Annotated in this window: 15 protein-coding genes and 2 pseudogenes; 14 read left to right on the plus strand and 3 right to left on the minus strand. The window is 55.3% G+C overall.

Annotated elements, in window-relative coordinates; translation table 11 throughout:
• The first annotated feature begins 105 nt into the window (after nt 1-105).
• The 5 genes and pseudogenes from gmd to ACP7B0_RS20305 all read left to right on the plus strand — a co-directional run.
• Nucleotides 106-1137 (plus strand): GDP-mannose 4,6-dehydratase, encoded by a 1032-nt coding sequence (gmd, locus tag ACP7B0_RS20285; RefSeq protein ID WP_426143419.1) that lies wholly within the window; start codon nt 106-108, stop codon nt 1135-1137.
• Entirely contained in the window at nt 1137-2042 is a 906-nt protein-coding gene (locus tag ACP7B0_RS20290) for a GDP-mannose 4,6-dehydratase (RefSeq protein WP_426143420.1), read from the plus strand. The genes gmd and ACP7B0_RS20290 overlap by 1 nt, the downstream gene beginning before the upstream one ends.
• 115 nt (nt 2043-2157) lie before the next feature.
• Nucleotides 2158-3291, plus strand: coding sequence for a glycosyltransferase family 4 protein (locus tag ACP7B0_RS20295; protein ID WP_426143421.1), 1134 nt, complete (start codon nt 2158-2160; stop codon nt 3289-3291).
• A gap of 542 nt (nt 3292-3833) precedes the next feature.
• Nucleotides 3834-4655 (plus strand): annotated as a pseudogene (locus ACP7B0_RS20300) (HAMP domain-containing protein); the annotation flags it as partial.
• Nucleotides 4656-4970: 315 nt separating this feature from the next.
• Nucleotides 4971-5516: pseudogene (locus tag ACP7B0_RS20305) on the plus strand (methyl-accepting chemotaxis protein); the annotation flags it as partial.
• Nucleotides 5517-6142: 626 nt separating this feature from the next.
• On the opposite strand, the gene ACP7B0_RS20310 reads toward ACP7B0_RS20305, so the two are convergent.
• Nucleotides 6143-6910, minus strand: a complete 768-nt coding sequence (locus ACP7B0_RS20310) for a replication initiation protein (RefSeq protein WP_426143422.1) — start codon at nt 6908-6910, stop codon at nt 6143-6145.
• A 1133-nt stretch (nt 6911-8043) separates the two neighbouring features.
• Here ACP7B0_RS20310 and ACP7B0_RS20315 point away from each other — a divergent pair.
• From ACP7B0_RS20315 to ACP7B0_RS20325, 3 genes are all read left to right on the plus strand, one after another.
• The gene (locus ACP7B0_RS20315; protein ID WP_426143424.1) at nt 8044-8676 is read left to right on the plus strand and encodes an AAA family ATPase; all 633 of its coding nucleotides are present in this window, start codon (nt 8044-8046) and stop codon (nt 8674-8676) included.
• The gene (locus ACP7B0_RS20320; RefSeq protein ID WP_426143425.1) at nt 8673-8984 is read left to right on the plus strand and encodes a hypothetical protein; all 312 of its coding nucleotides are present in this window, start codon (nt 8673-8675) and stop codon (nt 8982-8984) included. Before ACP7B0_RS20315 ends, ACP7B0_RS20320 begins: the two co-directional genes overlap by 4 nt.
• A 290-nt stretch (nt 8985-9274) precedes the next feature.
• Entirely contained in the window at nt 9275-10303 is a 1029-nt protein-coding gene (locus ACP7B0_RS20325; protein ID WP_426143426.1) for a DNA replication terminus site-binding protein, read from the plus strand.
• On the opposite strand, the gene ACP7B0_RS20330 is transcribed toward ACP7B0_RS20325, so the two are convergent.
• Nucleotides 10278-11486, minus strand: a complete 1209-nt coding sequence (locus ACP7B0_RS20330; RefSeq protein ID WP_426143427.1) for a tyrosine-type recombinase/integrase — start codon at nt 11484-11486, stop codon at nt 10278-10280. The two genes, ACP7B0_RS20325 and ACP7B0_RS20330, sit on opposite strands and share 26 nt — an antisense overlap.
• Before the next feature lie 512 nt (nt 11487-11998).
• Between ACP7B0_RS20330 and ACP7B0_RS20335 the strand changes: the two genes are divergently transcribed.
• Both ACP7B0_RS20335 and ACP7B0_RS20340 read left to right on the plus strand, forming a co-directional pair.
• Nucleotides 11999-13282 carry an ATP-binding protein gene (locus ACP7B0_RS20335; RefSeq protein ID WP_426143428.1) on the plus strand — a complete coding sequence of 428 codons (1284 nt, stop codon included), beginning with the start codon at nt 11999-12001 and terminating at the stop codon, nt 13280-13282.
• A 67-nt stretch (nt 13283-13349) separates the two neighbouring features.
• On the plus strand, nt 13350-18071 hold the full coding sequence (locus tag ACP7B0_RS20340; protein ID WP_426143429.1) for an EAL domain-containing protein: 4722 nt from the start codon (nt 13350-13352) through the stop codon (nt 18069-18071).
• 42 nt (nt 18072-18113) lie between these two features.
• On the opposite strand, the gene ACP7B0_RS20345 is transcribed toward ACP7B0_RS20340, so the two are convergent.
• Nucleotides 18114-20810: a bifunctional diguanylate cyclase/phosphodiesterase gene (locus ACP7B0_RS20345; protein WP_426143431.1), complete on the minus strand. Its 2697-nt coding sequence runs from the start codon at nt 20808-20810 to the stop codon at nt 18114-18116.
• A 314-nt stretch (nt 20811-21124) separates the two neighbouring features.
• On the opposite strand from ACP7B0_RS20345, the gene ACP7B0_RS20350 reads away from it, so the two are divergent.
• The 4 genes from ACP7B0_RS20350 to ACP7B0_RS20365 all read left to right on the plus strand — a co-directional run.
• Nucleotides 21125-21472: a hypothetical protein gene (locus ACP7B0_RS20350; RefSeq protein ID WP_426143432.1), complete on the plus strand. Its 348-nt coding sequence runs from the start codon at nt 21125-21127 to the stop codon at nt 21470-21472.
• Between the two features lie 363 nt (nt 21473-21835).
• On the plus strand, nt 21836-23467 hold the full coding sequence (locus ACP7B0_RS20355) for a PvdJ/PvdD/PvdP-like protein (RefSeq protein ID WP_426143433.1): 1632 nt from the start codon (nt 21836-21838) through the stop codon (nt 23465-23467).
• 331 nt (nt 23468-23798) lie between these two features.
• On the plus strand, nt 23799-25586 hold the full coding sequence (locus ACP7B0_RS20360) for a methyl-accepting chemotaxis protein (protein WP_426143441.1): 1788 nt from the start codon (nt 23799-23801) through the stop codon (nt 25584-25586).
• Between the two features lie 273 nt (nt 25587-25859).
• Nucleotides 25860-26935, plus strand: a 1076-nt coding sequence (locus ACP7B0_RS20365) for a methyl-accepting chemotaxis protein (protein WP_426143434.1), incomplete at its 3' end; no start/stop codon positions are given.

Here is a 26935-nt window from a genome sequence, read left to right on the forward strand (position 1 = left end):
AGCTTTTTAAGCTGTATCATCGCGCCTTCGCTTATGACTGGATGCCCCGCTGATCTTGATCTAGAGGCTTCCCTCTCTTCTTTTTATGGAGTTGAAAAACACAGCATGAAAGCAATCGTTACTGGTATCACGGGGCAAGACGGCGCCTATCTGGCTGAACTTCTGCTCGAAAAAGGCTATACCGTTTATGGCACTTATCGCCGGACCAGCTCTGTCAATTTCTGGCGTATTGAAGAGCTCGGAATCCAGAACAACCCTAATCTGCATCTGGTTGAGTATGACCTGACGGACCTGTCGGCCAGTATTCGTTTGCTGCAAACCACCGAAGCGACCGAGGTTTATAACCTTGCCGCGCAGAGCTTCGTGGGTGTTTCGTTCGAACAGCCGCTGACCACTGCCGAAATTACCGGTCTGGGCGCAGTGAACCTGCTCGAAGCCATCCGTATCGTGAACCCGAAGGTCCGTTTCTATCAGGCCTCCACTTCGGAGATGTTCGGTAAGGTACAGGCTATTCCACAGATCGAAAGCACGCCGTTCTATCCGCGCAGCCCTTACGGCGTGGCCAAGCTGTACGCTCACTGGATGACCATCAACTATCGCGAGTCTTATGGCATCTTCGCCACCAGCGGTATCTTGTTCAACCATGAATCGCCACTGCGCGGCCGTGAGTTTGTGACCCGTAAAATCACTGACTCCGTGGCCAAGATCAAACTGGGCCTGATCGAGAAGTTCGAACTGGGCAACATGGACGCCAAGCGCGACTGGGGTTTCGCCAAGGAATACGTCGAAGGTATGTGGCGCATGCTGCAAGCCGACGAGCCGGATACTTTTGTATTGGCCACCAACCGCACCGAGACTGTACGCGACTTCGTGACCATGGCCTTCAAGGCTGTCGGTATCGCGCTGCAATGGCGAGGCGAAGCTGAGGCCGAAGAAGGTTTTGATGCGGCCACGGGCAAAGTGCTGGTTTCGGTCAATCCGAAATTTTATCGCCCGACTGAAGTCGAACTGCTGATCGGCAACCCGGCCAAGGCAAAAGAAGTCCTGGGATGGGAGCCTAAGACCAACCTCGAAGAGCTGTGCCGCATGATGGTTGAAGCGGATCTGCGTCGAAACGAAAAAGGCTTTTCCTTCTGATGAGTATTGCCGGTAAGCGAGCACTGATTACAGGTATCCAAGGCTTCACAGGCCGTTTCATGGCGGCCGAGCTTGCCGCTCAAGGTTGTGAGATTGTCGGGATGGGCAGCCAACCTTCTGACGAGGCTGGTTACTATCAGGTCGACCTGTCTGACGCGACAGGCTTAAGCAAGCTACTGGCAGATATTCAGCCGGACATCGTGGTTCATCTTGCGGCATTGGCCTTTGTGGGCCATGGGGCGGCGAATGCGTTCTATCAGGTCAATCTGATTGGAACCCGTAACCTGCTTGAGGCTATCGAGGCATGCGGCAAGACACCTGAATGTGTTTTGCTCGCGAGCAGCGCGAACGTCTATGGCAATGCATCATCGGGCATGCTGGATGAGTCGACGGCTCCGTCACCCGCCAATGATTATGCAGTCAGCAAGCTGGCCATGGAGTACATGGCCAGTCTGTGGCTGAACCGCTTGCCTATCGTGATCACCCGACCGTTCAACTACACGGGTATTGGTCAAGCCGAAAACTTCCTATTGCCGAAAATCGTCTCTCACTTTGCGCGCAAGGCTGAAAAGATCGAACTGGGCAATCTTGATGTATGGCGCGACTTCAGTGATGTCCGGGCAGTTGTCAGCGCTTACCGGGGCTTGCTTGAGGTCAAACCTCTTGGGCAAACGATCAACGTCAGTTCAGGCGTGACTCATTCGCTTCGGGAAGTCATTGATATGTGCCGGGAGATAACCGGGCATGACATGGTTGTCGAGGTGAATCCAGCATTTGTTCGCGCCAACGAAGTTAAAACGTTGTGTGGCGACAATACTCGGCTGCGCTCGTTGGTGAATGGCTGGGAAACGCCTCAGTTGAAGGAAACCCTGAGCTGGATGCTGGCTGCCAGCCAGGCTGTGTAGGCTTGATCCATTGAATCTCGCTCGTATGCCACGAGCGAGCATCCATCGCTGAAGTACCGTCTCTTTGCCTGCACAGTGGGTCCCTGACCCTAACAGCACTGTCTTACGAGCACTTATGATTAAGGTTTTGCACTTTTTCAAGACTTACTATCCAGACACCACTGGCGGCATCGAGCAGGTTATTTTTCAGCTCTGCAAAGGCAACCAAGCCTTTGGCGTCGAAAGCCAGGTGCTCACATTAAGTCCCGACCCCTTCCCTGCCCGCCTGACAATAGCCGATCACTCGGTTACCCGGGTCAAGGAAAACTTTAACGTTGCCTCCACCGGTTTCTCGTTGCAGGCATTCAAACAGTTCAAGCAGATGGCCGCCGAGGCCGATCTGGTTCACTTTCACTTCCCATGGCCCATGATGGACCTGGTGCATTTCGCCACCCGTCACGGCCGGCCGACGGTGCTCAGCTATCACTCGGATATCATCAAGCAGCGCACGCTCCTGAAGCTCTACGGCCCGCTGATGAACCGTTTCCTCAGCAGCATGGATCGTATCCTGGTGGCCTCGCCGAATTATCTGGAGTCCAGCGAAACCCTCAAGCCGTTCGCAGACAAAACAACGGTGGTGCCTTACGGGCTGGATCAGTCGGCCTACCCGACAGTCTCGACGCAAAAACAGGAACAGTGGCGCAAGCGTGTGCCTGACAAGTTTTTCCTGTTTGTCGGTGTACTGCGTTATTACAAGGGTCTGGACAGTTTGCTCAGCGCGCTTGAAGGCGTGGATTATCCCTTGGTGATTCTGGGCGGTGGACCACTGGAGCAAGCACTCAAGGCCCAGGCCGAAAAGCTGCAGTTGCGCAATGTGCTGTTCCTGGGTCGGCTGGATGATGAAGACAAAACCTGCCTGCTACAGATGTGTTACGCATTGGTATTTCCTTCACATCTGCGTTCAGAAGCATTTGGCATTTCTTTGCTGGAAGCCTCCATGTGTGGCAAACCCATGATCTCCTGCGAGATCGGCACTGGAACTACGTTCGTCAACCTCCATGAAGAAACCGGTCTGGCCGTTGCCCCCAATGCCCCGCTTGCTTTGCGTGAAGCGCTGCGCAGGCTCTGGGACAACCCGCAACAGGCTCGGAATTTTGGCAGCAATGCCAAGGCCCGCTTTCAAAAGCTGTTCACCGCCGAGCGTATGTGCGCCGCGACGACACAGGTTTATCGTGAACTGCTGGAACCTGCTGACGTCGGCGATCTGTAAATACGCACTGAGGCCCATCGACGTCTTTACGCTTCCGGTATACCGATACTGCTAGGGCGCCATCATATAAACATAGCTAGATAGCTATATAGATAACTAGCTATCTAGCTGTATATCTATATAGCTATGGCATAGCTAGCTATAACTTTTCCTCGGCGTCGCTCAACTCCCTCCCCCTCAAGCCGATAGCGTGAAAATCCTCCTTATAAAAATCCATTGATATGAGATTGCCGATGAAAACCGTCCAGGCACGCTACACCGTCATTTTCATCGTACTGATCGCTGTCATTGCGCTCATCACCGAGCAAGGCATCGAGCACTTTGTGGCACCCAAGATAAGGGCCACCGAGGAGCAGGTGGTGCTGCAGAAGGTCGATCAAGTGGCTACGCGCATCCTTACGGATCTGGCTCGGGTCGAGGCGCAATCGCGGGGTATCACCCAGGCAATACCGTTGCTGGACAGTGATGGGATTGATCGGGTGATGCCGGGCCTGATCGATCAGTACGGGGACGCCAAAGTGTTCGGCGGCGGAATCTGGCCAATGGCTGAAAAACGCACACCCGGCCGTAACAAGCACAGCACGTTTAATCACCGGGATGCTTCAGGAAAGCTGGTGGTCAGCACGTACTGGAATTCTGATGCTGCGCCTAATTATTACGATCAGTCGTGGCACAAGGCCGGGCAGAACGCCCCCAAAGGACAATGCGCCTGGGCGGCGGCTTATCAGGATGAAGCCAGCCCGCAGCCGCGTACCAACTGCGCGATGGGCATCTATAAGGACGGCGCGCTCTACGGTGTGTCGACCATCGACGTTACGCTGGGCTTTTTCAATGGCCTGGTTCAGGACAAGGAGAAGGAAGTCCAGGGTCAGATCATGATCGTCGAACGCGACGGCAAGATTCTGACCAATCAGACCACGATCCCTGGGGAGATCGTACTGAAGAACGTGGCAGATTTCAGTAATCAATCGCTGTTTGCCAAGCAGATTCAGGAAGGCCTGCGCAGCGTCTCGGGCAGTAACCTTTATCAGCATGAGTACGAAGATCCAAAAGCCGGCGATCTGACCTTTTTCCTCAAGGCAGTGCCTGGCACTCCTTGGCTGATCGCTACCGCCCTGCCTACCTCATTACTGACCTTGCACAGTAATGAGGTGCTACAGACCCTTGGGCTGATTCAGATCCCAATGGTGATTCTGTTGATTGTGGTGTTGGTTATCGCCATCCGCCGCCTGATGAAACGTTTGACCGTGCTGCGCGGCAATATCGATACCTTGTCGTCAGGCGAGGCAGACCTGACGCGACGCATTGCGATCAAAGGCGAAGATGAACTGGACGCCGTCGGCCATTCGGTCAACCGCTTCATCGCCTACCTGCAAGGCATGATGGTCGACGTGGCCGCCGCCACCAGCCAGATTTCCGGAGAGTTGATGCAGTTGCAGGAACAATCGCGCCACACCAATCAAATTCTGGACCGGCATGCGTCAGAAACAGATCAGGCAGTCACAGCGATCAACGAAATGAGCGCGACGGCTGACAGTGTTGCCCAAAGCGCTAACGAAACCGCGAGCTTCACTCAAAGCGTCAATGACGCCGCGCAACAGTCCAAGACGGTGGTCGATCAGGCGTCCGTGAGCGTGCTGTCGTTGGTCGAGGAAGTGGAGAACGCTACGCATTACGTCCAGGGCATGCAGAGCGACGCCAAGCGCATCACTGATGTATTGAGTGTGATTGGGGGCATCGCCCAGCAGACCAATCTGTTGGCACTGAACGCGGCGATTGAAGCGGCCCGTGCCGGCGAGCAGGGTCGTGGCTTTGCGGTGGTGGCTGACGAGGTACGCGCCCTGGCAGGGCGTACACAACAGAGCACTTCGGAAATCAACGAGATGCTGGTCAAACTGGAACAAGGCGTCAACGACGCCGTAGGTGCGATGGTCAAGACCAAGGCCAGCTGCGAATCCACGGCCGATCGGACTTCACGGGTTAACGAGGGTCTGGACGGCATGGCCAGCTCAGTGCTGCGCATCCATGACCTCAGCGCCCACATCGCTACCGCAGCTGAAGAGCAAAGCGCAGTGACGGAGGAGATCAACCAGAACATGGTTGCCATCCGGCATATGGTCAGTGATCTGGTAAGCAGCGGGCAGCAGGCAGACAAGAGCACCGAAGCCCTGCTCGCTTCCAATGCGCGGCTGGTGACATTGGTGAATCGCTTCAAGGTGCGCTGATTCGTAAGCGGTGGCGGTAGGAAACTCTGCCGTCACTTGCACGATCTGCGACCTATCGACTACAAATTCCGGCTATGCAATGAGTCGGAATATTCCCTGCATAAACGTTGAGCACGAATCCTGATAGAGGACGAACGTTTGACGACCCGCCGTTTGCAGCGCAATTCCTTATCTCGCCCGCCCTTCCCGTTCAGTTCAAGAAAGAACTGCAGATACCTCGCCATTTCATCTACGACCCAAAATATGCCCTGAAAGCCCCGTGAATAGGGCTATCGACTACAAATTCCGGCTATGTGTCATTTCTGAGAAACGGTCAATATAACTAGCTATCAATATATCTAGCTAGCTATATAACTAGCTATCTAGCAGGGTTTTTAGTCAGGTTTACCGGGGTCGTAAGTACAGAAATGCAGAGAAAACCGCGCGATAGGTACAGTGAGCACCTGGTGAGCACGTGGACAGCAACGATGGAGAGGTCTGGCACGAGCCTTGGAGGCGTGTGCCGGACAAAGCCTGACGGCTGGAAAGGAGGGCTATCGACTACAAATTCCGGCTATGACAAAAAACGCCATTCAGTTAGCTAGCTATAATCCTAATAGCTAGCTAGATAGCTATCTAAAAAACGGTTAACCATCTGTTTTTAATGGAAATTCTTCAACAACGACCACCTGTTCAGCCGGAATAACGTCCATCGCGTTCCCCAAAGGAAGCCGCATCTGAGCGGCTTCCTGGAAACGAAACACCAGACTCTTGACCGTCTTGCCTTCGGTGATGGTCTGGTACGAGATGCTGATTCCGGACTTGGCCATGATCTCGTTGATCGAAGGCGCTATGACACGCTGCCGCAGGTTGTTGAAGCGTTTGTAGCTGTCCCCGAGGTCTAGCAGGATTCGCAGCTTCTCGACCTCGATGATGAGCACCCCTGTGCTTTTGAACTGCATCATCAGTTCGAACAACCGGAAGCTGTGCATTGAATTCAGGTTGGCCACACGGCGCAAATCGTAGGAAGTGAGCTTGCTGTTGAGCATCGACAGGTAGGGGATGACATCAACAGTGAAGTTCAGGGTCACCCGTCCCTCACCTTCAGCGTACGCCGCCTTGTAGACCCAACGTATCCGTGTGCGGTTCTTGCCGTCGAAGGTCTGGATATCGCGCTCGTAGAGGGAGTCCGCGGCTTCCTTGAGGTTGGTATAGGCAAAACGGATAGGTACGCCGTAGATCTCTGCAAAGCTCGCTGCAGTCACTGTGATCTTGGAGGGCATGGGCTTGCGAGGATCTACCTGGGCGATGGCTGCCAGTAGCAGGCGCTGTTCCTGGAGGGTCAGGCGATAGGAAGCACTTATCAAATCATTGGCTTTGGTCACAAGCAATGATGAAGGTTCTCTGGTGGTCATCGACTAATCCTGGCGCAGTGAGGAGTCGATAGTAACAAGCTTGAGCGAGAAATTTCTCCTGGCGTTTTATAGCCGGAATTTGTAGTCGATAGGCTAGCTTTTGGCCATAGCCAGAATCTGTAGTCGATAGCGGCCTTATGCCATAGCCAGAATTTGTAGTCGTTGCACTGCATTTGGCATAGCCGGAATTTGTAGTCGTTACCCGGGATTCGCAACGTGTAGGAAAAGAATTTCTGAATGTAACCTTGGCTAAACCTCGCGATAATGCCACCAGCCAGTGCCATAGCCGGAATTTGTAGTCGATAGAAGCGCCAGACCAGCCAATATCCACTGTTGCTTCAAGCACTTACGGCCCATAGCCGGAATTTGTAGTCGTTACCTGCCTTTCAGGACGTGCTGCCGATACGATCGGGGGGAAACACTGCCTGTGGATAACAGCCGGAATCTGTAGTCGTAATAGCTGAAATTTGTAGTCGTAACAGCCGGAATCTGTAGTCGCATAGCCGGAATTTGTAGTCGTATAGCCGGAATCTGTAGTCGATGCACCGCTGGAGGCCACGTAAATCAAGGCCTGTAGAGGTGCTAAAAACAAGCTTTAAAAACAAGCTTAAAAACAAGAAAAAAAGATTTTAAAAAGGGGCGTGAAGCTTATTTTTTCTCGTTTTGGAAAATCAAAAGCCACACAGCAAACGAAAAATCATCCAGTAAGCTCCTCAGAGCTCGCACAGACGACGATTTCACCCTTTGCCGAGCTGGTGCGTAAAGAACAGCTTTCTGAGCCGCTGAGAGGGCGATGGATGCCTTCCCAATGGATTTGAACAGAATGTCTGCAGCTGGTTGCATGAAATATTCGCCGGAACAGGGGTACTGCTCGCTGAACAGACCCCCTCAGCAACGTCGATTTACGTCCCGGAAACGGCACAGGATCCATCGGACATCGACGACTCAGAGTAACCAATCCTTCAAAAATTTAAGAAACGTCCGTCAGCTGCCAGGTACATGTCCTACACAAAAATAAGGAAAACATTACTGAAACGGGTACCTTGAGGTGTAGATAGCTATCTATATAGATAGCTATAATGCTAGCTGTCTCATAGCTATATAGATAGCTATACATATGAAGGAGAGCCACAGTGACCATTTTCGCTTGTGTAAATACCAAGGGCGGCGTTGGCAAAACCACAACAGCTGTTCACCTTGCAACGATGCTGGCAACACGCGGAAAAACTCTTTTGATCGATGGTGACCCTCAAGGTAGCGCAGCAAGCTGGGCAGCCTGGCGTCGTGACAACCCCGAATACAGTCCAAGTCCGACAACCGTTTGTTTGCAAGGAAAGGCGATCAACTCTGAAGGTCGTCAACTGGCAAGCTCGTATGAACATGTTGTTGTTGATGCCGGTGGCCGTGATTCCGTAGGCCTGCGTTCGGCATTGCTCCTGGCCGAGGTGGTCATCGTCCCGGTAGGCGCCAGTTCGTTCGACGCGGCTGCCATGACTGACCTGTTGACCGTCGTGGATCTGGCCCGAGATTACAATCCTAATCTGGATGTGCGCATGTTGCTCTCCAGGGTGGACACTCGCACCAAGGACACAGGTGAAATGTTGGCATTCCTTGAAGAGCAGGCATTCACCGTATTCAAAACCAAAATCTGTGAACGTGTGGCCTTTCGACGCTGCATCAGCGAAGGCGCTGTCGTTCATGAGTTCAAACGTGACCATGCAGCCATCCAGGAAATGAACGCGTTTTTTTCTGAGGTGTTGGGATGATCAAGTCAAAACCAGATATCAAAAGCTTTAATAAAGATCCCAACGATTTTCTTGAAGGAGGGGAGGCCGACAAGGCTTTGTCCAAACCCCGTCCGGCGCCAGTGAGCGCCGCCGTTGAAGAAACTACGTCCTACGTTATAGAAGCATTCAAGCCAGAGCCTACGGTGCAGAAATTGTTTCGACTGCGCTGGGATATCGCCAATGCCTTGAAACTGGGTGCAGCCCAGGAATCAGCCAAGACTGGAAAACGTGTCACAGAGACAGACATCATCCAGCAGCTTCTGAAAAAGCATTACAACATCAAGTAAATACATATCTACATATCTACATATCTATATAGCTAGCTAGCTTTTATGCGATATCTTCACTCCCAAGGTGTAGAGGCGAGTTCTCCTTGGGTGGGTGAGGTAACAAAGAAATAAGATAGCTAGCTATATAGCTGGCTATCTATCTAACACAAGCAATACCACCCCTAGCAGCCCGTCGTCCCGATTACTGCTTTTCCTCTCCCTGCTTTGATAGGCTCTCTAAGGAATAAGGTGATTTTGCTTGAGATAAAAGTTATGCTAGGGGTGGTATTAATGAAGGTGTTTTAAATATGCTCTCGGACATCACTGCGGTTCACGCGGATCTGGTCACTAAACTCCATGCCTTTAACCAGATGTGGCCTGACTGGGTCGTTTCTGCGAAGGTGTGGCAACTGCCTTTGCTGGCGGAGCAGAAGGCGCCTGATCTGATTGAGGCTCATGCGCTGGAAGGTTCCGCAGCGGTTGAAGCAACGATGAGGGCGATGACTCAGTTTGAACGTATGCCGGGCCAGGCGCCGGGGACGGTGATGCGTTTGCCGGGTTACTTGGCGCTCAACAGGAGCGTCCTGCCTTGGGTGAAAGAGATCAATCAGCTGAAAGATGAGCTGATGATGGCGATAGAACGGACCCGCATCGAGCTGAACCTGGCACCTGCCGCGCGCTCCAAAATTCTGCGGCAGGCATTGGGGGCGCAATTCAGCATGAAGCAGCTGGCGCGGCATACCCAGGTGTTTGATATCTGTCCGAGGTTGATTGTTTTTACCTGGGCGGGGCACACCACGGGAGGCGAACGCATTGCGGTGGGCAAAGTCCGGGAGTTGCTGAGCAAGGCAGCCGAGCAGCAGTCAGCCAAGGAGAGCATTGATATCGGCCAGACCTTGGCCGGCGCGGAGCTGCGTCGCATCGTCAACCTGTCTGACCAGGCAAGTCTGATCAAGTACAAGAAGGTCGCCCCACATCCACGAGCGATGGTGTATTTTTCGGCCAGCTCCCGGTATGACGCGATGATTCACAGCAACTTGCCGATGTTCGTTCTCGCCGGTGAACAGCCGATCACGGTTCATGAGTTGCGCCACTTCGACAGGCATGCTCGCCAGGCCGAGCGGCCGGACAAGAAGTCACGCATCGAAGTCATTCCGCGCATGAACCTGTACCTGAACCCGGATGACCTTGTCGGTCAGCGCAAAGCCATCGTGCCGGTCAGCAGAACCAGCGATGTTCCATCGACGTATTCCAGTAACGTCCATAAAACCCCCATTGAGACCCCTCCGGCAGAGGATGCTCAGCTCGGGCTTAATCTGGTTCCTGATACGGATTGAACACCTGAGCCGCTTCGGCCTGGATAAAAGCCGCCCACTCATTCATCAGTTGTCGGCGCTTTTCCAGCAAATCGCCTCGGTTGTAGGCGGCTTCGACTTTATCTTCCAGGGAGTGGGCCAGGGCCATTTCGCAGACCTCACGGGGGAAAAGTGTGTTCTCTGCAGCCCAGGTACGAAAGGTGGAGCGAAAGCCGTGGGGGACAAATTCGCTGGCCTGCAGTTGCTCCATGACGCGCCTGAGTGCATTGCCCGGCAGGCCCGCGGACTGGCGGGCGTTGGGGAATACATACACCGAGTGTTTGCCTTGTTGTTGTTCCAAAACCTGGAGGGCGCCCTGACACAGCGGAACCCGGTGAGTCTTGCCGGCCTTCATTCGAGCCGCATCAATGGTCCATAACCCGGCCGCCAGATCGAACTCTGACCAACGTGCACCGCAGATTTCCGAGCTTCTGCAGGCGGTGTAGATCAACAACTCACACGCTCTTGCCGCCGTGCTGGCCAAGCTGTCCAGGCGGCGAACAAAGGGCCCTAACTGATCTGCCGGCATTGAAGAAAACGGCATTTTCAAGTGTTTCTGCCGGGGCAGCAGTTTGTCGAGATGGCCACGCCAGCGGGCAGGATTTTCACCTTCGCGTAATTTACGAGCCTTGGCGGCATCGAGCACCAGCTCTATTCGGTTACGCAGGCGAAAGGCCGTCTCTGGGATATGGGTCCAGATGGGCATGAGCACATCCAGGACATGCTCGGTATCAATACTGGCCACCGGCATGTCGCCCAACAGCGGGTACACATGATCGCGTAGCGAATGCGACCATTGCTGTGCGTGCCTGACATTTTTCCAACTCTGACGGTGGGTGCTGATATAGCGTTCAGCTTCAACGCGAAAGGTCACGAAAGCCAGGGGCGTCACGGTTTGCGCAGCGTCCAGCAAGATCCGTTTGTTCAACGGATCGATACCCTGCGACAGATCCAGTCGGTGGGTGTCGACCGCAAGCCTTGCGGCTTTGAGGGACACGGCCGGAAACGAACCCAGCCCCAGATCATGACGCCGGTTATTGAGCTGATAACGCAGCAGCCATTTCTTGGTGCCCTGGGAACTGACTCGCAGAATCAGGCCACGCTCGTCGTGATAGCTACCCGGCTTTTCAACGGTTCTGACGAAGGACTGCGTTAGTTTGCTCATTCTTGATTCTTCTGAGTCTTAGGTCGATGGATGCCAAATTCTACACCGCAATGTACGCGGATGCTCCCTCTGCGTACAAAAACCTTGGGATCCTTTATTTATAGGCAATTTAAGGATTAATGGCGGTGCAGCCCCACATCACGACCCACACCCAGCGTGACAGCGTTCAGGGGCATGCTCAGGGAGGAGGGAAGGGCAGAGGCCCATTTCATAAGGGGAGCTGCTTCTTGTCGACTTCTACCCATCCTCGCTGACAGCGGTTTTAAAACGCTTATTGACGAGACAGGGTTTACACAGTTAAAAGCCGTTGAAGGGTTTTATCGTGAACAACCCTTCGAATTGTTCATCGACGTTTGGCCGCACCTTCAGCACCTTGTCTTTTTGAAACGCAGAATAAATTTTCGAAAAAAACTCGATAAAGTGCATAATTAATTAGCAGAACCCATTTGAACGTGTTCGCTAGGCGGTAGCGTCTTCTCGGCCCTTAGGTGTTGCAGGTAACGAGGATTGGCATGGAAGGTGGGAAATTTTATTCCAGCGCAGCTTATAGTGAGCCGGTGGATGTAGGCATTATTATTCTGGATTCTGAATTACGCATTCAGTATTGGAATAGTTTTATCACTGTCGCCAGCCAGAAAGCGTTGATTCATGCGCTTAACTTACCGCTTGTCAGCGTTTTTCCTGAAGCGGATACCTCCCATTTCCACGCCCTGGTCAGTCGGGTGCGAAGTGACGGGCAGCACATCTACACCCAATGGCGAGAAACGCCTTATCTGATTCGCTTGCCCGGCTCTACGGCGCCAAACCCTGCACCGCCCGTGCTGCAAAGTACGTTGCTGTTCCCATTTACTCAAGGTGATGGAGCGCTCTGTTTCGGGCTGATGCTCTATGACAGTACAGACTTTTCCCAAGCTCATGAGCCTCCGAGCGCAACGCTTGAGGCCCTGAATACCAAACAGCTGGAACTGGACCAAATTGCTGACAAACTGGAAAAAGCCCATATCCAGTTGCTGCAATCGGAACGCCTAGCGGCAATAGGCCAGCTTGCCGCAGGCGTCGCGCACGAGATCAACAATCCCGTTGGTTATGTCTTTTCCAATCTCAAAACCCTGGCCGGTTATGTCGAAGATTTGCTGTGTATCATTGATGCCGTCGATACGGTGAGCAACCTGGATGAGTTACGCAAACTCAAGCAAAGTCTGGAATATGACTACATTCGCAACGACGTCGAAGCATTAATTGCCGAGTCCGAAGATGGCATTGACCGGGTGAAAAAAATCATCACCGCACTCAAGGATTTCTCTCACATCGAAGAAGACGAGTTTCTATGGGTCGATCTGCACAAAGGCTTGGAATCGACGTTGAACATGGTCAACAACGAACTGAAATACAAGGCAGACATCATCCGCGAATTTGCTGAAATGCCCGAGGTGCAATGCATCGCGTCGCAGATTAATCAGGTTGTCATGAATCTATTGATCAATGCAGCTCATGCCATCGAACAGTTTGGTGTGATTACCTTGCGGTGCGGTCACGAGGGCGATTGGGCCTGGGTGGAGGTACAAGACACCGGAAAAGGCATCGAACCGCAAATACTTAGCCGCATTTATGACCCGTTTTTTACGACCAAACCGGTCGGGCAGGGTACCGGGTTGGGCTTGACCCTGTCGTACAACATTTTGCAAAAACACCATGGTCGATTTGAGGTGTATAGCACGCCCGGCAAGGGCTCGCGCTTTCGCTTCTGGCTCCCCCTGCGCCAACCTGAACCCTACTTCTCAAAAGTTCAGGCATGACACTTTTTTCGTTTGAAATCACACCCTGCAAGTCGTTGAACCTTCGAGCCGTGATGTAAGGAATGTGATGAAAAACCGTTACGTAGTCGCCCAGATATTCATCCACCTCGTTGCCTCCGCCCTGATTACTTTTAGCGTTATCGGATTGATCGGCTTTTTGTTTGTCGATCCTTCCAGTCGCTTGAATTCGGTGCCTCTTTCGGATGTCTCCCTGGCGGCGTTGTTGGTCTGCGCCGGCTTGCTCAGCGCGGCTCATGGTCAGTATCCGCTCGCGGCGTTATTGAGCAGCCTGTTGGTTGGGCTTTGCCTGTATACGCTGGGCCACAATGCTGTCTCCGGGCTCGAACCCGGGGTTTCATGGGTAAGTCACCTGTCGCGAATGGCCAGTCTACCGGCCGGGCTGTTGATCGGCGTGGGGCTGGCCCTGGCTTTTTCACACCGTGGAGCAGGGGGGCGATGGTTATCTCAAACAAGCGGCATGGCTCTGATAGTGCTGGTTGTCTTAACCCACACCAGCTCATGGTTTTCCGGCCTTGACGTCAAACACAGCGGCTTCATGCTCGAAAGCAATGACATTGCTCAGTTGTTCATTTTCCTGATGGGCGTGGCGCTCATCCTGCTGCCGCGCCTTCCTGAGCAGCGTGCGCAATTACTTGATCGGCTGACCATAAGTGTCGGCCTGATCGGCGCCCTGACAACAGTTATGACCTGGTACTTGCTCAACCAACAACACACCGCCAATCACGAACCCACTGACAGCTTCGCCGTGGCGTATTTGCCCAACCTGATCCTGGGCCTGGGCCTGATCTTCAGTTTCCTGATCATGACCAGCCAGCGCCTGTCCCGACTGGCGATCAAGCACGCCCAGCATCTGCATGCCGCCAACCAGGCGCTGCAGGCCAGCCTGCGTGACCATGCCAGCCTGCAGGCGCTGAACCTGCGCATCATGGAGTTTTCCGAGGACATCCTGTGCTCGCTGGACGAACACAGCCGCTTTACCCAACTGAGCCCTTCAACAGCCAGCGTGCTGGGTTATCGTCCGGAAGAAATGATCGGCCACTCGCTGTTCGATTACCTGCTGCCTGAAGACCGGGTATTAACCCAGAGCACTCTGCATCGCGTGGTCGAGGGCGGCGAGCGGCACAACTTCCGCGGCAGTTGCCGACGTCAGGACGGGACCATCGTCCACCTGCACTGGTCGGCACGCTGGTCTGCCGGCGAGCGTACGCTGTATGCCATGGCCCATGACGTCACGCCTCTGGTGGACAGCGAAAGCTTCGCCAAGGCGCAACGGGACATTCTCACGATGATCTCCACCGATCAGGCGCTGGGGCAGATCCTGGACAGCATTTGCGTACTGGCCGAATCCCAGACCGCACAAAGCATGTGTTCGGTGCTGCTGGTGGACAAGGAGCAAAAGCACCTGCTGCTCGGCTCAGCGGCAAGCTTGCCCACGGCCTTTAGCCAACAGCTTGATGGCATGACCATCGGCCCTCAGCACAACGCCTGCGGCACCGCCGTTTTCCGACGCAAACTGGTTATCAGTGATGACATTGACAGTGATCCGCTCTGGCTGGCACTGCGCGAGATCGCCCTGGGTAATGACCTGCAGGCTTGCTGGTCGGTCCCGCTGATCTCCCATCGCGGCGAAATACTCGGGTCGTTCGCCATGTATCACCGCATCCCGCTTGCCCCGACGACCGATCAACTGCAGCTGATCCAGACAGCCGGTCAGCTGGCAGCCCTGGCCATTGAGCACCTGAATGATCGGATACGCCTGCAACAGAGCGAACAACGTTACCGCTCACTGTTCACCTTTAACCCGGACCCGGTGTTTTCCTTCGACCTGCAAGGCCGTTTCACCAGCATGAACCAGGCCGGTTGCGAGCTGTCAGGTTACAGCGAAGAGGCGTTGCTCAATGAGCATCTGTCCCTGCTGGTGCACAACGAAGACCCCTCGAAACTGGCTGACTACATCAGCACCACAATCACCGGCGGCTCGCTGCGCGACGAAGGCCTGCTGCGCACTCGCGATGGCCAATTGATCGACGTGGGCCTGACGCACTTGCCGATCATCATTGACGAGAAAGTCGTCGGCGGCTTCGGTATCGCCAAGGACTTCAGCGAGCGCAACCGCATGCTTCGGGCATTGCGCGAGGCGTTGCAGCACTCCGAGCATCAGGCCGAGCTGCTGGGTGGTTTGAGCGACACCGCTGTGAACATCAACAGCATCATCAACAGTCACAACCACACCGACACCTTGCTCGATTACATGGCCGAGCGCTTGCGGCTGTTGCTGGGCGCCCACCAGTCGGTCATCGACTTGAACGAGACGCCAGAAGGCGTCCCGGCCATTCACTCAGTGTCTTTGTCCGAGAAATATGCCGACTCGCCCCATGACGCCATTGCCAGCGATGACCTGGCGTTCAGCGCCAGTATCCGCGACACCAACCAGCCGGTTCTGCTGACCCGCGCCGCGCCCACCAAGCGCGGCTGGCTGGCGGTACCGCTCAAGGACCATGACGGGACCAATCTGGGCCTGTTGCAGCTCTCGGACAAATACGAAGGCGAGTTCGATCAGGACGACCTGGCCATTGCTCAGCAATTTGCGCAAATGGCCGTGGCGGTCATGAAAAACAGTCAACTGGTACAAGTCGTACTGGCCGGCGAGCGGCGTCTGAAGACACAACTGGAGTTCACGTCAGCCATCACCAACAGTGTCAGCGAAGGCTTGCTGGCGGTGGATCGCCAAGGGCTATTGACGTTCATCAACCCCACGGCCGCCGACTTGCTGAACCAGACGGCTGACGAACTGGTGGGCCAGGCCTTGGGGCATTATCTGCCGCTTGCCCTCAGCGACAGCCAGCACAGCGCACGCACCAGCAGCTATCACGGCGAAGTCAGCCGCTGGCGCCTGCCCCAGGGCGAGCGCTACCTGGCCTTCGACAGTGCGCCGTTGATCAACGACGAAGGCCCGCAAGGCTGGGTGGTGGCGCTGCGCGATATCTCCGAGCAAAAACGCTTCGAATCAGAGTTGGCTCATAACGCCAGCCATGACGTGTTGACCGGGCTGCCCAACCGCGCGTTACTGGAAGACCGCTTGATTCAGGGCTGCAAGATCAGCCGTCGCTACAAGCGGACCCTGGCGGTGATGTTCATCGACCTGGACGGCTTCAAGCCGATCAACGACAGTCTGGGGCACAGCATCGGCGATCTGATCCTGATCGAAGTGGCCCGCCGCATGGAGCAACAGGTGCGCCCAGGCGACACCGTGGCGCGTCTGGGCGGTGATGAATTCATTATCATCCTGCCGGACCTGGCCAAGGCCGAAGATGTATTGCAGGTGGCTAACCGATTGATCGAAAACATCGGACGGGTCTACACGATCGAGGGCACTGAACTGCAGATCACCGCCAGCATGGGCATTACCTTGACCGATGGCACCCTCGAGCAGCCGATGCACCTGATTCAGCAAGCCGATCTGGCCATGTACAAAGCCAAGCGCCAGGGCAAAAACAGCTATCAGTGGTACACCGAAGACCTCAACCAGAAGGTCAGCGAGCGGGTTTACCTGCGCAACGAACTGCAAAAGGCAATCGAAGCCCAGACCTTGCAACTGCACTACCAGCCGCAGATCGACGCACGCAGCGCGCGGGTAACCGGCTACGAAGCCCTGATGCGCTGGCACCATGCCGAGCATGGTTTTATCCCGCCTGTCCAGTTCATTCCCATGGCCGAAGACACCGGCCAGATCATTCCTTTGAGCGAGTGGGCGCTGATTACCGCCTGCCAGCATGCGCGCCTGTTGTTCGATCAGGGCTGGAAGAATCAGGTCATGGCCGTGAACATTTCTCCGCTGCAATTCCAGCGGGCAAACTTCGTCGATTTTGTGAAAAGCACCCTGCAAACAACCGGTTTACCCGCCGAACTGCTGGAACTGGAGATCACTGAGTCGGTGCTGATGGACAATGCCGAAAAGGCCATCCAGACCCTGCAGGCGCTGAAGGATATCGGTGTGCATATCGCCATTGATGACTTCGGCACCGGCTTTTCCAGCCTCAATTACCTCAAGCGTCTGCCCATCGACAAGGTCAAGATTGACCGATCCTTCGTCCAGGAGATCACCAGCGACCGCAGCGACGCCGCAATTACCCTGGGTATCATTTCCATGGCCCACCACCTGGGTCTCAAGGTGATTGCCGAAGGGGTCGAGAATGAACCGCAGTTCGACTTTTTGAAGAAAAATCAGTGCGACGCCTTTCAGGGCTATTACTTCGCCAAACCGATGCCACTCAAGGATCTGGAGAACTTCCTGCTTCAGCAGCAACTTCTGCAGCTGCAACGCCCGAACAAAGGAATCAGTGCCGGCGAGCAAACCTTGCTGCTGCTCGATGACGAAGAGAACATCCTGCGCGCGTTGAGTCGTGTGCTGCGCCGCGATGGTTATCAGATCCTGACCGCCAGAAACGCCGCAGATGCTTTTGCTTTGCTGGCCAAGCATGACGTGCATGTGATCCTTTCCGACCAACGCATGCCGGAAATGAACGGCACCGAGTTCCTGAGCCGGGTCAAGGATCTGTACCCCGATACCGTGCGCATTGTGCTGTCGGGCTACACCGACCTGAAGACCGTGACCGATGCCATCAACCAGGGCGCAATCTACAAATTCCTCACCAAACCCTGGGACGACAAGGAGCTGCGCGCCACTATTGCCCAAGCTTTCCAGCATCAGGACCTGATCCGCAAAAAGGATGAACCACCGGTGATCAATACGCTAAAGGACGCTTGATCGTCTTCGGATTCGTGCACAAGCGCTTGCCCGCGATGGGATTTAGCCGTCTACAGCGCCGCTGTCTGGCTTGAGACTATCGCGAGCAAGCTCACGCCTATTGGGCGTGTTTACTGCAGAAACACCGTCCAGCCATACCTCGAACTGGCTGACGGGCATGGGCCGGCTGATCAGATAACCTTGCCCGGTATCGCAGCCGGCGCCTTGCAGGAACGCCAGTTGCTCCGGTGTTTCGATCCCTTCGGCGGTAACGGTGAAACCCAGGGCATGGCCCAGGTCGATGATTGCCCGGGTGATGGCGATATAGGCAGCGCCATGGGGTAGATCGGAAATGAACGTACGGTCGATTTTAAGATTGTCGATGGGCAAGTCTTTCAGATAAGCCAGTGAGGAATAGCCGGTACCGAAGTCATCCACGGCCACCGTCAGGCCCATTCTCTGCAATTGCCCCAGAACGTTCTGCGCCAGTTCCTGGCGATCCATGACCAGGCTTTCCGTGACTTCGATTTCCAGCGCCTGGGGTGGCAGGTCATGACGCTGCAAGGCTTGTCTGACCGTTTCCACGAAGTCACTGCGCTCGATTTGCAGCACAGCGACGTTGACCGCTATGCGCTGGCTGAACCGTCCGCTCGCGCGCCAGCGCCGCGCCTGGCTGCATACCTGATCCAGTACCCATTCGCCAATCGGGATAATCAACCCGGTGCGCTCGGCCAACGGAATGAAATCAGCGGGCGAGACCAGGCCCAACTCTGGGTTTCGCCAGCGGATCAACGCTTCCGCGCCGGCAATGCAGCCGCTGCAAAGATCGAGTTTGGGTTGATACAGGATCTCGAATTCGTTGCACTCCAGGGCGTGGCGCAAAGCTCTCTCAAGGGCAACACGGGCCTGGATAAGCGTGGTCATCTGCGCCTGATAGAACCGGTAATCATTGCGACCGGACTCTTTTGCCGCGTACATCGCCGTATCGGCCTGGGTCAGCAGGCCTTGTGCCGTGACCGCGTGCTGCGGCCCCATGGCGACTCCGATACTTGCCGTCACCAACGCTGCAGTGCCTTGCAGGTCAAAGGACTTATGCAAGGACTGCAAAAGCTTTTTCACCACGGGAATGGCATCCGCTGCATCGCTCAGGTCATAGAGGATGAAAGCGAACTCGTCACCCCCCAGCCGGGCCACAATGTCTCCGGGTCTGACGGCATCGGTAAAACGATGGGTGGCCTGCTGCAACAGCAGGTCACCCATGGGATGCCCCAGGCTGTCGTTGACCAGTTTGAAACCATCCAGATCAAGGATGAGCACAGCAAGGTGGGTCTCGGCCTGGGTCGCTCGGTCGATAGCATCTGCCAGATAGGTGTAAAACGAGACCCGATTGGGCAGCCCTGTTATGGCGTCGAAATGAGCCAGGCGCTCAAGCTCAAGCTTTGCCCTCTTGCGCTCGGAGATATCGCGCACGATCGCATAGGTCACGTATTCGTGAGCCAGTTGCAGCGTGCATAACGTGACTTCAGTAGGTAACAGGCTGTTATCGACGCGCTTGTGCAGCCATTCGAAGCGCAACGATCCTTCGCTATGCGCCTGGTCCAGCAACGCTTTTATCTGTTCTGCCGATCGCTGGCCCTCAGGCTGAAATTCGGGGGAGATGTCGTTCAGGGTGATGCCGTGAAACGTTTCAGGCTCAAAACCCAGCGCCCGCAAGGCCGCTGAGTTGGCCAGGTTGATCACGCCATCCTGGCCAACGATCCAGATCGGATCAGGAGAACGCTCGAACAGTGCGCGAAACCGGTCTTCACTCTGTATCAGCGACGACTTGATGATCTGGCGCTCGGTGATTTCCTGCCACAGTTCTGCATTGCGCCGGCGAACCAATCGGTGGCTCAGGCTGATCTGCAAGGCAAACAGACTCAGCAGCAGCGTGCCGCCCAAAGCCATGACAAACAGTAGGGAGTCCAGTAAGGGAACGGGAGGCCATCCGCCAATGGGCTGGCCAGCCAGTTGCCAGCTTCCCCCTGGGATATTCACTGAAACAAGGATGGGTTGGGCATTGAACAGCGCCGGGTCGCCATAAATGATGTCGCCGTTCTCACCTAGACCGTCGTGCCCACGCAGCGCAATCGCCATACCGTTGTTTGCGCTGATACCACCGTCCCGCAAAAGCCAATCGAGATCAGCGACCACCGAAATACTGCCCCAGTAACGCTTACGACCCTTATGCCCGGAAAGAAAAACCGGACGGCGATAAATCAGCGCCCGGCCACCTTGATAAAGTTGCAGAGGGCCTGCAATCAGAGCTGATCCTGACAAGCGGGCTTTTTCCAACAAAGGATACTGACCGGCCAGGGTGCGGTAATCGAGGCCAATAATGCTTTCATTGCCCGCCAAGGGGTAAACATCACTGACGATGTCATCGGGGGCCAGAGCCAAGTGATGTATGTAGGGCGCCGAATCAATAGCGCCCTGTGCCATGCTGCTCAGATGCGTCGAAGAAATAAAACCATCGGCGCTTAGCAGCTGGGCAATACCTTCAGTTTCGTTAAAAGCGGAACGCGTGTAGTTTTCCAGTTGTGCAGCCAGACCGTTGAGTTTCAGAGCAACTCTGGCGCGGTCACTGTTTCTTTGGCGCTCGTTATCGAGTCGTCCCACGCCATAGGAAAGCATCGCGCCAATCAGCAAAACGCCAACGGGTAAAAACCAGGGGCTGTAGAGGCGGGTAAAGTATCGTGCAGGTAACGGGGCATTATTCACGCAACTACTCATTTATGCCTTCGGAATTCCATCAGACTTACAGCACGGTACTAATGCCCTTGCGGGCTTGCAGCCGGGGTCTGCCAAACAACCTTGTCATCATGCCACCTCTGCCCACTGTTCATCAGTGCAGACGACACACGGCTGGTCAGTCTTTATGTCACCCCGCCATGGCTGATCATTGAACATTGTTTCAACTATCAATTTCACCAATGATCAGTACCAATCGCATTGACTTCTTAATAAATTCCAGCGGCGTAGCATTGCCTCCATACCGAGTTAACACCCCACTTAATCGATCTGGAGCAACGACCATGAAAACTTCAAAACTGATCTTCGGCCTGGCTTTTTCCGTATTGGCTTCCAGCGCTTTCGCCCTGCCAGCCGTGAATGGCCACGAACAGCTGAACACGTCTGTTATTGCCGCTGATGGTGCTGACCGTGTCGGTGCAAACCGCGTCGCTGCTGACGGTACCGACCGTGTCGGTGCAAACCGCGTCGCTGCTGATGGTGCTGATCGCGTCGGTGCAAACCGTGTCGCCGCTGATGGTGCTGACCGTGTCGGTGCAAACCGCGTCGCTGCTGATGGTGCCGATCACGTCGGTGCAAATCGCCTGGCTGCCGATGGTGCTGATCGCGTGGGTGCAAACCGTCTGGGTTGATCCCTTCCCTGCTCTTCCCCAGCCCGGCTTTTGCCGGGCTTATTCTTTCTGGAAGTTGATTTTTGCATCAACGGTTAATACCTGTTTCATTTTGTTAACACATGCACCCCACTTCAAGTCACCCACCTGGAAGTCCCAATCCGCATGCCCTTGCGACCTTTTTATGAGTGATTCTTCAATCAAAAAAATAGTCGATCACCCTCCAACATGCCAATAACTTGGCGTTATTTTAAAGTTCTTGTAAGCAGTCAATAAAACGACTATTCCTTGATTTCGACAAGCCATCAGCGTTGAACACCCCCGAAGTTCGATCGGCGGATGCTCGGCGAAAACAAAGGCTGATCTTGATAAAGGAATATTGGGATGCACTTGACTCGACGCAGTGTCCTGGCTGGGTTAGCTATCACAGGCGCTTTGATACCTGCGAGCTATATAGGTGGCCGTAAAATCCATAATTATCTTGAGAGACACGACGGGACGCCGCCGCCAGCGCGGGTCGAACCCGCTGAGCTATCTATTCAGCGTCTGAGCAGTCGGTTACGGGGCATCTGGACCCTAAAAATCACCGGCGACGCCGAAGAGTTACATGGCTTGCCTGCCGATGGGCTGGAGCTGTTTCTTGATTCGGCCGAACGTGGCCGTGCCCTGCGGGGTTTTATGGATACCCCGGAGAATCTAAGGGCTCCGGCGCTTCCGCGTTACAAGATCGTGGGTGACCTGATGGGGGCTTCGCCGGGCCTCATTCGCTGGCGGCTTCTGGACCGGGATGCCGCCCGGTATACGCCACGTTATGAGTTCACCGTCATGTTAGATGACGCTCAACCGCTGAATGCCTCAGGGACCGATGTCCTGATCGGGCACATCCAGCGCGTTGATCCCCAGACAGGCCTGATGGGGTCAAAACTGGCCATCACTGCCCTCAAACACGCCTTTCCCAAAGCCCATGAACGCATGGTCACCAGCCCCGAATTCGTGGCTTGGGCGACGGCGACGGAAAACCGGTTGTACCACCAACTCTGGCACGCCTCGCGGGACAGATGGCACGAGCTTTCCGAAGCGCGCCGCAATGCATTGCGCGGGTTGGGCTGGCAGCCCGGCCCGCTGGACGCCGAGCGCCATGCCCGGGGCCGGAATATGGACCGTAACGGTTCCGGGGTCGATTTTTTCTTCATGCACCGGCACATGCTCACCATCGCCCGGCCCTTGAACGCGCCACCGGCCTGGAGGCACTTTCCCCTGCCTCAGCCAGCGGCAGAGCGTGACTGGGTGGGCTTTGCGCGTTATTTTGAGAATGTCGACGGTTGCTCGGTTCCTCCTACATGGCTGACCCCGTCCGATGAAAAGTTCACCGAAGGTATCGAGCTGATCAAAAGCCCGGAAACATTCCACACCAATTTCCAGATGTGGGAATCGCGCTATAGCGATGCCGATTATTTATCTCGCCTGACCCTGGGGCAATTTGGCTCAGAGCTGGAACTGGGCTTGCACGACTGGCTGCATATGCGATGGGCCAGCATTCCCCGCGATCCCGCCAATGGCAGTCCGGTGCCCGCCGGTCGCGAGCCTGCAGATTTTTCGCAAAAATGGTTCACCACGGAATACGACTGCCTCGTGGACTCTTTCTCTTCTCATGTACACCCGGTGTTCTGGTGTTTTCATGGCTGGATTGACGAGCGTCTGGACGATTGGTTTGACGCCCATGAGCGCGCTCATCCAGGCCAGGTTGTAAGGCGTCGGTTAATGGAAGTCGACTGGTTCGAGCCCGGCCCGTGGGTGGAAATCGATGAGCCATGGATGGGGCCGCTGACCCATGGCTGCTTTTCCCGGCCAGCCCCGGACGCCATCAAACCGTTGGAGCAAGACATAGACGTCATGAAGCTGGCATTGAAAATTGCCTGCGACACCCGCGATACAGCCTCTGCCCTGAACAGGGCGCCGAGAAGGCCGTCGTATGCGCGCGACCTGCCCGTGCGTACCCATGTGGGTAAAGCCTGAGCGGATGATTGTGGGCCCGCAGCGCCCTGTTTCCAGCCTTTTGCGCGCCATCAAAACCGTTCAGACATTTTTTTGATAGCTATCCGTTCAGCTATTGCACTTTGCGCCGATAGACCTAGCAGGTATTTGCCTGCTGGCTTAAAAAAACAACGCTCCAGCTGCCCATTAAAAAAACAGACATTCCTGGAGGAAGTCGATGAATAGCTGGTTCGCTAACATCAGCGTCAATATGAAGCTGGCACTAGGATTCGGTGTCGTGCTCTTTTTTACTGCCATTCTCGCGCTGACAGGCTGGAACAGCCTGGGCAAACTCATTGATCGCAGTAACTGGATGAGCGACATCACGACGCTCAATGCCGAGCTGACCAAACTTCGGGTGTCCCGCCTGCAGTACATGGTGGCAAACGGTGACGACAAGGTTGCCCAGACCGTGCAGGTTGCTCTGGACGGGTTCAAGGTCCAACAACAAAAACTGCTCAAGAGTTTCAAAAGCCCTGCCAACATCAAGCTTCTGGAACAGTTGAGCACCGTCATTGCCGAGTATGAGAAATCGCTCAACGACATGCGCAACGGCTACACCACCAGCAATACCGTGCGTGGGACGATGGGTACCAACGCCGAAAATGCCATGGCACTGATTGCGCAAATCAACGACGAAGTCTTGAAGTTGCCCGCAGACGATGAGCGCCGCTTTGAACAATATCAAACCATCATCAAGGCCAAGGAAGACCTGATGCTGGCGCGCTACGAAACACGCGGTTATACCGCCAGTGCAAACGCAGAAACCGAGCAGAAAGCCATTGCCCAGCTTGATACCGCCGTTCAGGGCTTGCAGTCGCTCAATACGGTGTTCAACGGCAGCCAAGCCGCTCGCGTCGATCAGCTGGAAACCGCGCTGACCAACTACCGCAACGCGCTGCAAGCCTTCAAGGCTGCAACCGCCACTATCGCCACAGCACGCCAGGAAATGACTGTGCAAGGTCAGACCATCGTGAAACTCAGCGATGATCTGTACAAAATTCAACTGGAACGTCGAGATATCGAAAGCGCCGACGCACGCAACATGCAGCTGATCTGCACCCTGCTCGCCCTGATCCTTGGCGTACTGGCGGCCGTGGTCATTACCCGTCAGATCACCCGTCCATTGCGTGACACTCTGGAAGTCGTGGAGCGCATCGCGTCGGGCGACCTGTCCCACACCATGACCGTGACCCGTCGTGATGAGCTGGGCGTGCTTCAGCAAGGCATCCAGCGCATGGGCAGCACCTTGCGTGACCTGATCGGCAGCATTCGCGACAGCGTGGTCCAGATCGCCAGCGCCGCCGAACAACTGTCGGCCGTCACTGAGCAAACCAGTGCCGGCGTCAACAGCCAGAAGGTCGAAACCGACCAGGTGGCCACCGCCATGCACGAAATGTCGGCCACGGTGGCCGAAGTCGCTCGCAACGCCGAACAAGCCTCGGAAGCGGCCTCAACGGCCGACAAAGAAGCCCGCGCCGGTGACAAGGTGGTGGGTGAAGCCATCGTCCAGATCGAGCGTCTGGCGGCTGAAGTGCTGCGCTCCACCGACGCCATGACCTTGCTGGAGCAGGAAAGCGACAAGATTGGCAAGGTCATGGACGTGATCAAGGCCGTGGCCGAACAGACCAACCTGCTGGCCCTCAACGCCGCCATCGAAGCGGCACGCGCCGGTGAAGCCGGGCGTGGTTTTGCCGTGGTGGCCGATGAAGTGCGCGGCCTGGCGCAGCGCACCCAGAAGTCCACCGAGGAAATCGAAGCCCTGGTGGCGGGCCTGCAAAACGGTACGCGTCAGGTGTCGAGCATCATGCTCAGCAGCCGCGAGCTGACCAACAGCAGCGTGACGCTGACCCGCAAGGCGGGTACGTCGCTGGAAAGCATCACGTTGACCGTGTCCAATATCCAGGCGATGAACCAGCAGATTGCCGCCGCCGCCGAAGAACAAAGCGCCGTGGCCGAGGAAATCAGCCGCAGCATCCTCAGCGTGCGCGACGTCTCCGAACAAACCGCATCAGCCAGTGAAGAAACCGCCGCCTCCAGCGTCGAGCTCGCCCGCCTGGGTGGCCAGCTACAAATGATGGTCAGTCATTTCAAGATCTGATCTTCATAAGCTTCAAACGCAAAAAACGATCAAGCCCGGCTAACTAGCCGGGCTTGATCGTTTCAGTAGCACGTATTTGCAAGATCCTCAGCCAGCCCTCCTTAGACTTGATCAAGAAAGTAATGGCTTATTGCCATAACTTTTGATATTCATACATTCATCTATATCAATTTAGCCTTAAATTTACGCCCCCCTAATCAGCGCATAGCCCTGACAGCAATCGCTATCGCTGCCTTCCAGCTTCAGCTCTGGCCAGACAGTCCAAGGAGAGTCATGAATACGTGGTTTGCAAATATCAGCGTCAAAATGAAACTGGCGCTGGGTTTCGGCGTAGTACTGGCTCTGACGGCCCTGCTTGCAGCAATGGGATGGAGCAGCGTAAGCAAGCTGATTGAACGCAGTAACAGGATGGTCGACATCACCCAGCTCAACGCTTTGCTGGACAATGTGAACTCTGCCCGCTTGCAGTACGTGGTGGATAAAGGTGACGAGAAAAGCGCAGACGAGGCACAAGCCGCGCTGGCGCGATTCGATGCACAGCAAAAGAAGCTGGCGGGGGTTTTTACCGTAGCGACCAACCTGAGCGACCTGCAAAAGATCAACAGCCTGACCATCGACTATCAAAAGTCGCTGAACAAGATGCGCGAAGCCTATAAAGCCGATGCGGCGGTGCGCAAGGAAATGGGGGTGTATGCCGTCAAAGGCGCCGAACTGATCGGGCAAATCATCGATGACGTCATGACGATGCCGCCCTCCGAAGAGCGTTTCAAGGCCTATCAAGACATCATGAAGGCCAAGGAAAACCTTGCACTGGTGCGCTATGAAGTCCGCGGCTATACCGGAAATGCCACGGCCACCACTCAGGAAAAAGCGGTTCGCCAGCTGGAAACCGCATTCAAGGGCATGGAGCAACTTAACGCCACATTCGGGGCCGAGCATGGCGACAAACTCAAGCAACTTGAGGCTGCACTGACTGGCTACCGTGCCGCCGTGCAGCGCTTTACCGTGGCGAACGAAGATGTGGTCAACGCCGGCAAGGAAACCCTGGATCAAGGTCTTGCGATCACTCGAGTGAGTGACGCCATGTACGACTTCCAGCTCAACGCTCAAGAACAAAATGCCAATCAGGCGCGCACCCTGCAAATCACTTGCACCCTGCTCGCCCTGATTCTTGGCGTGCTGGCGGCCGTGGTCATTACCCGTCAGATCACCCGGCCACTGCGTGACACCCTGGAAGTCGTGGAGCGCATCGCGTCGGGCGACCTGTCCCACACCATGACCGTGACCCGTCGTGATGAGCTGGGCGTGCTTCAGCAAGGCATCCAGCGCATGGGCAGCACCTTGCGTGA

Origin of the sequence: Pseudomonas sp. DWP3-1-2 (assembly GCF_049896285.1) — a bacterium.
GTDB lineage: Bacteria > Pseudomonadota > Gammaproteobacteria > Pseudomonadales > Pseudomonadaceae > Aquipseudomonas.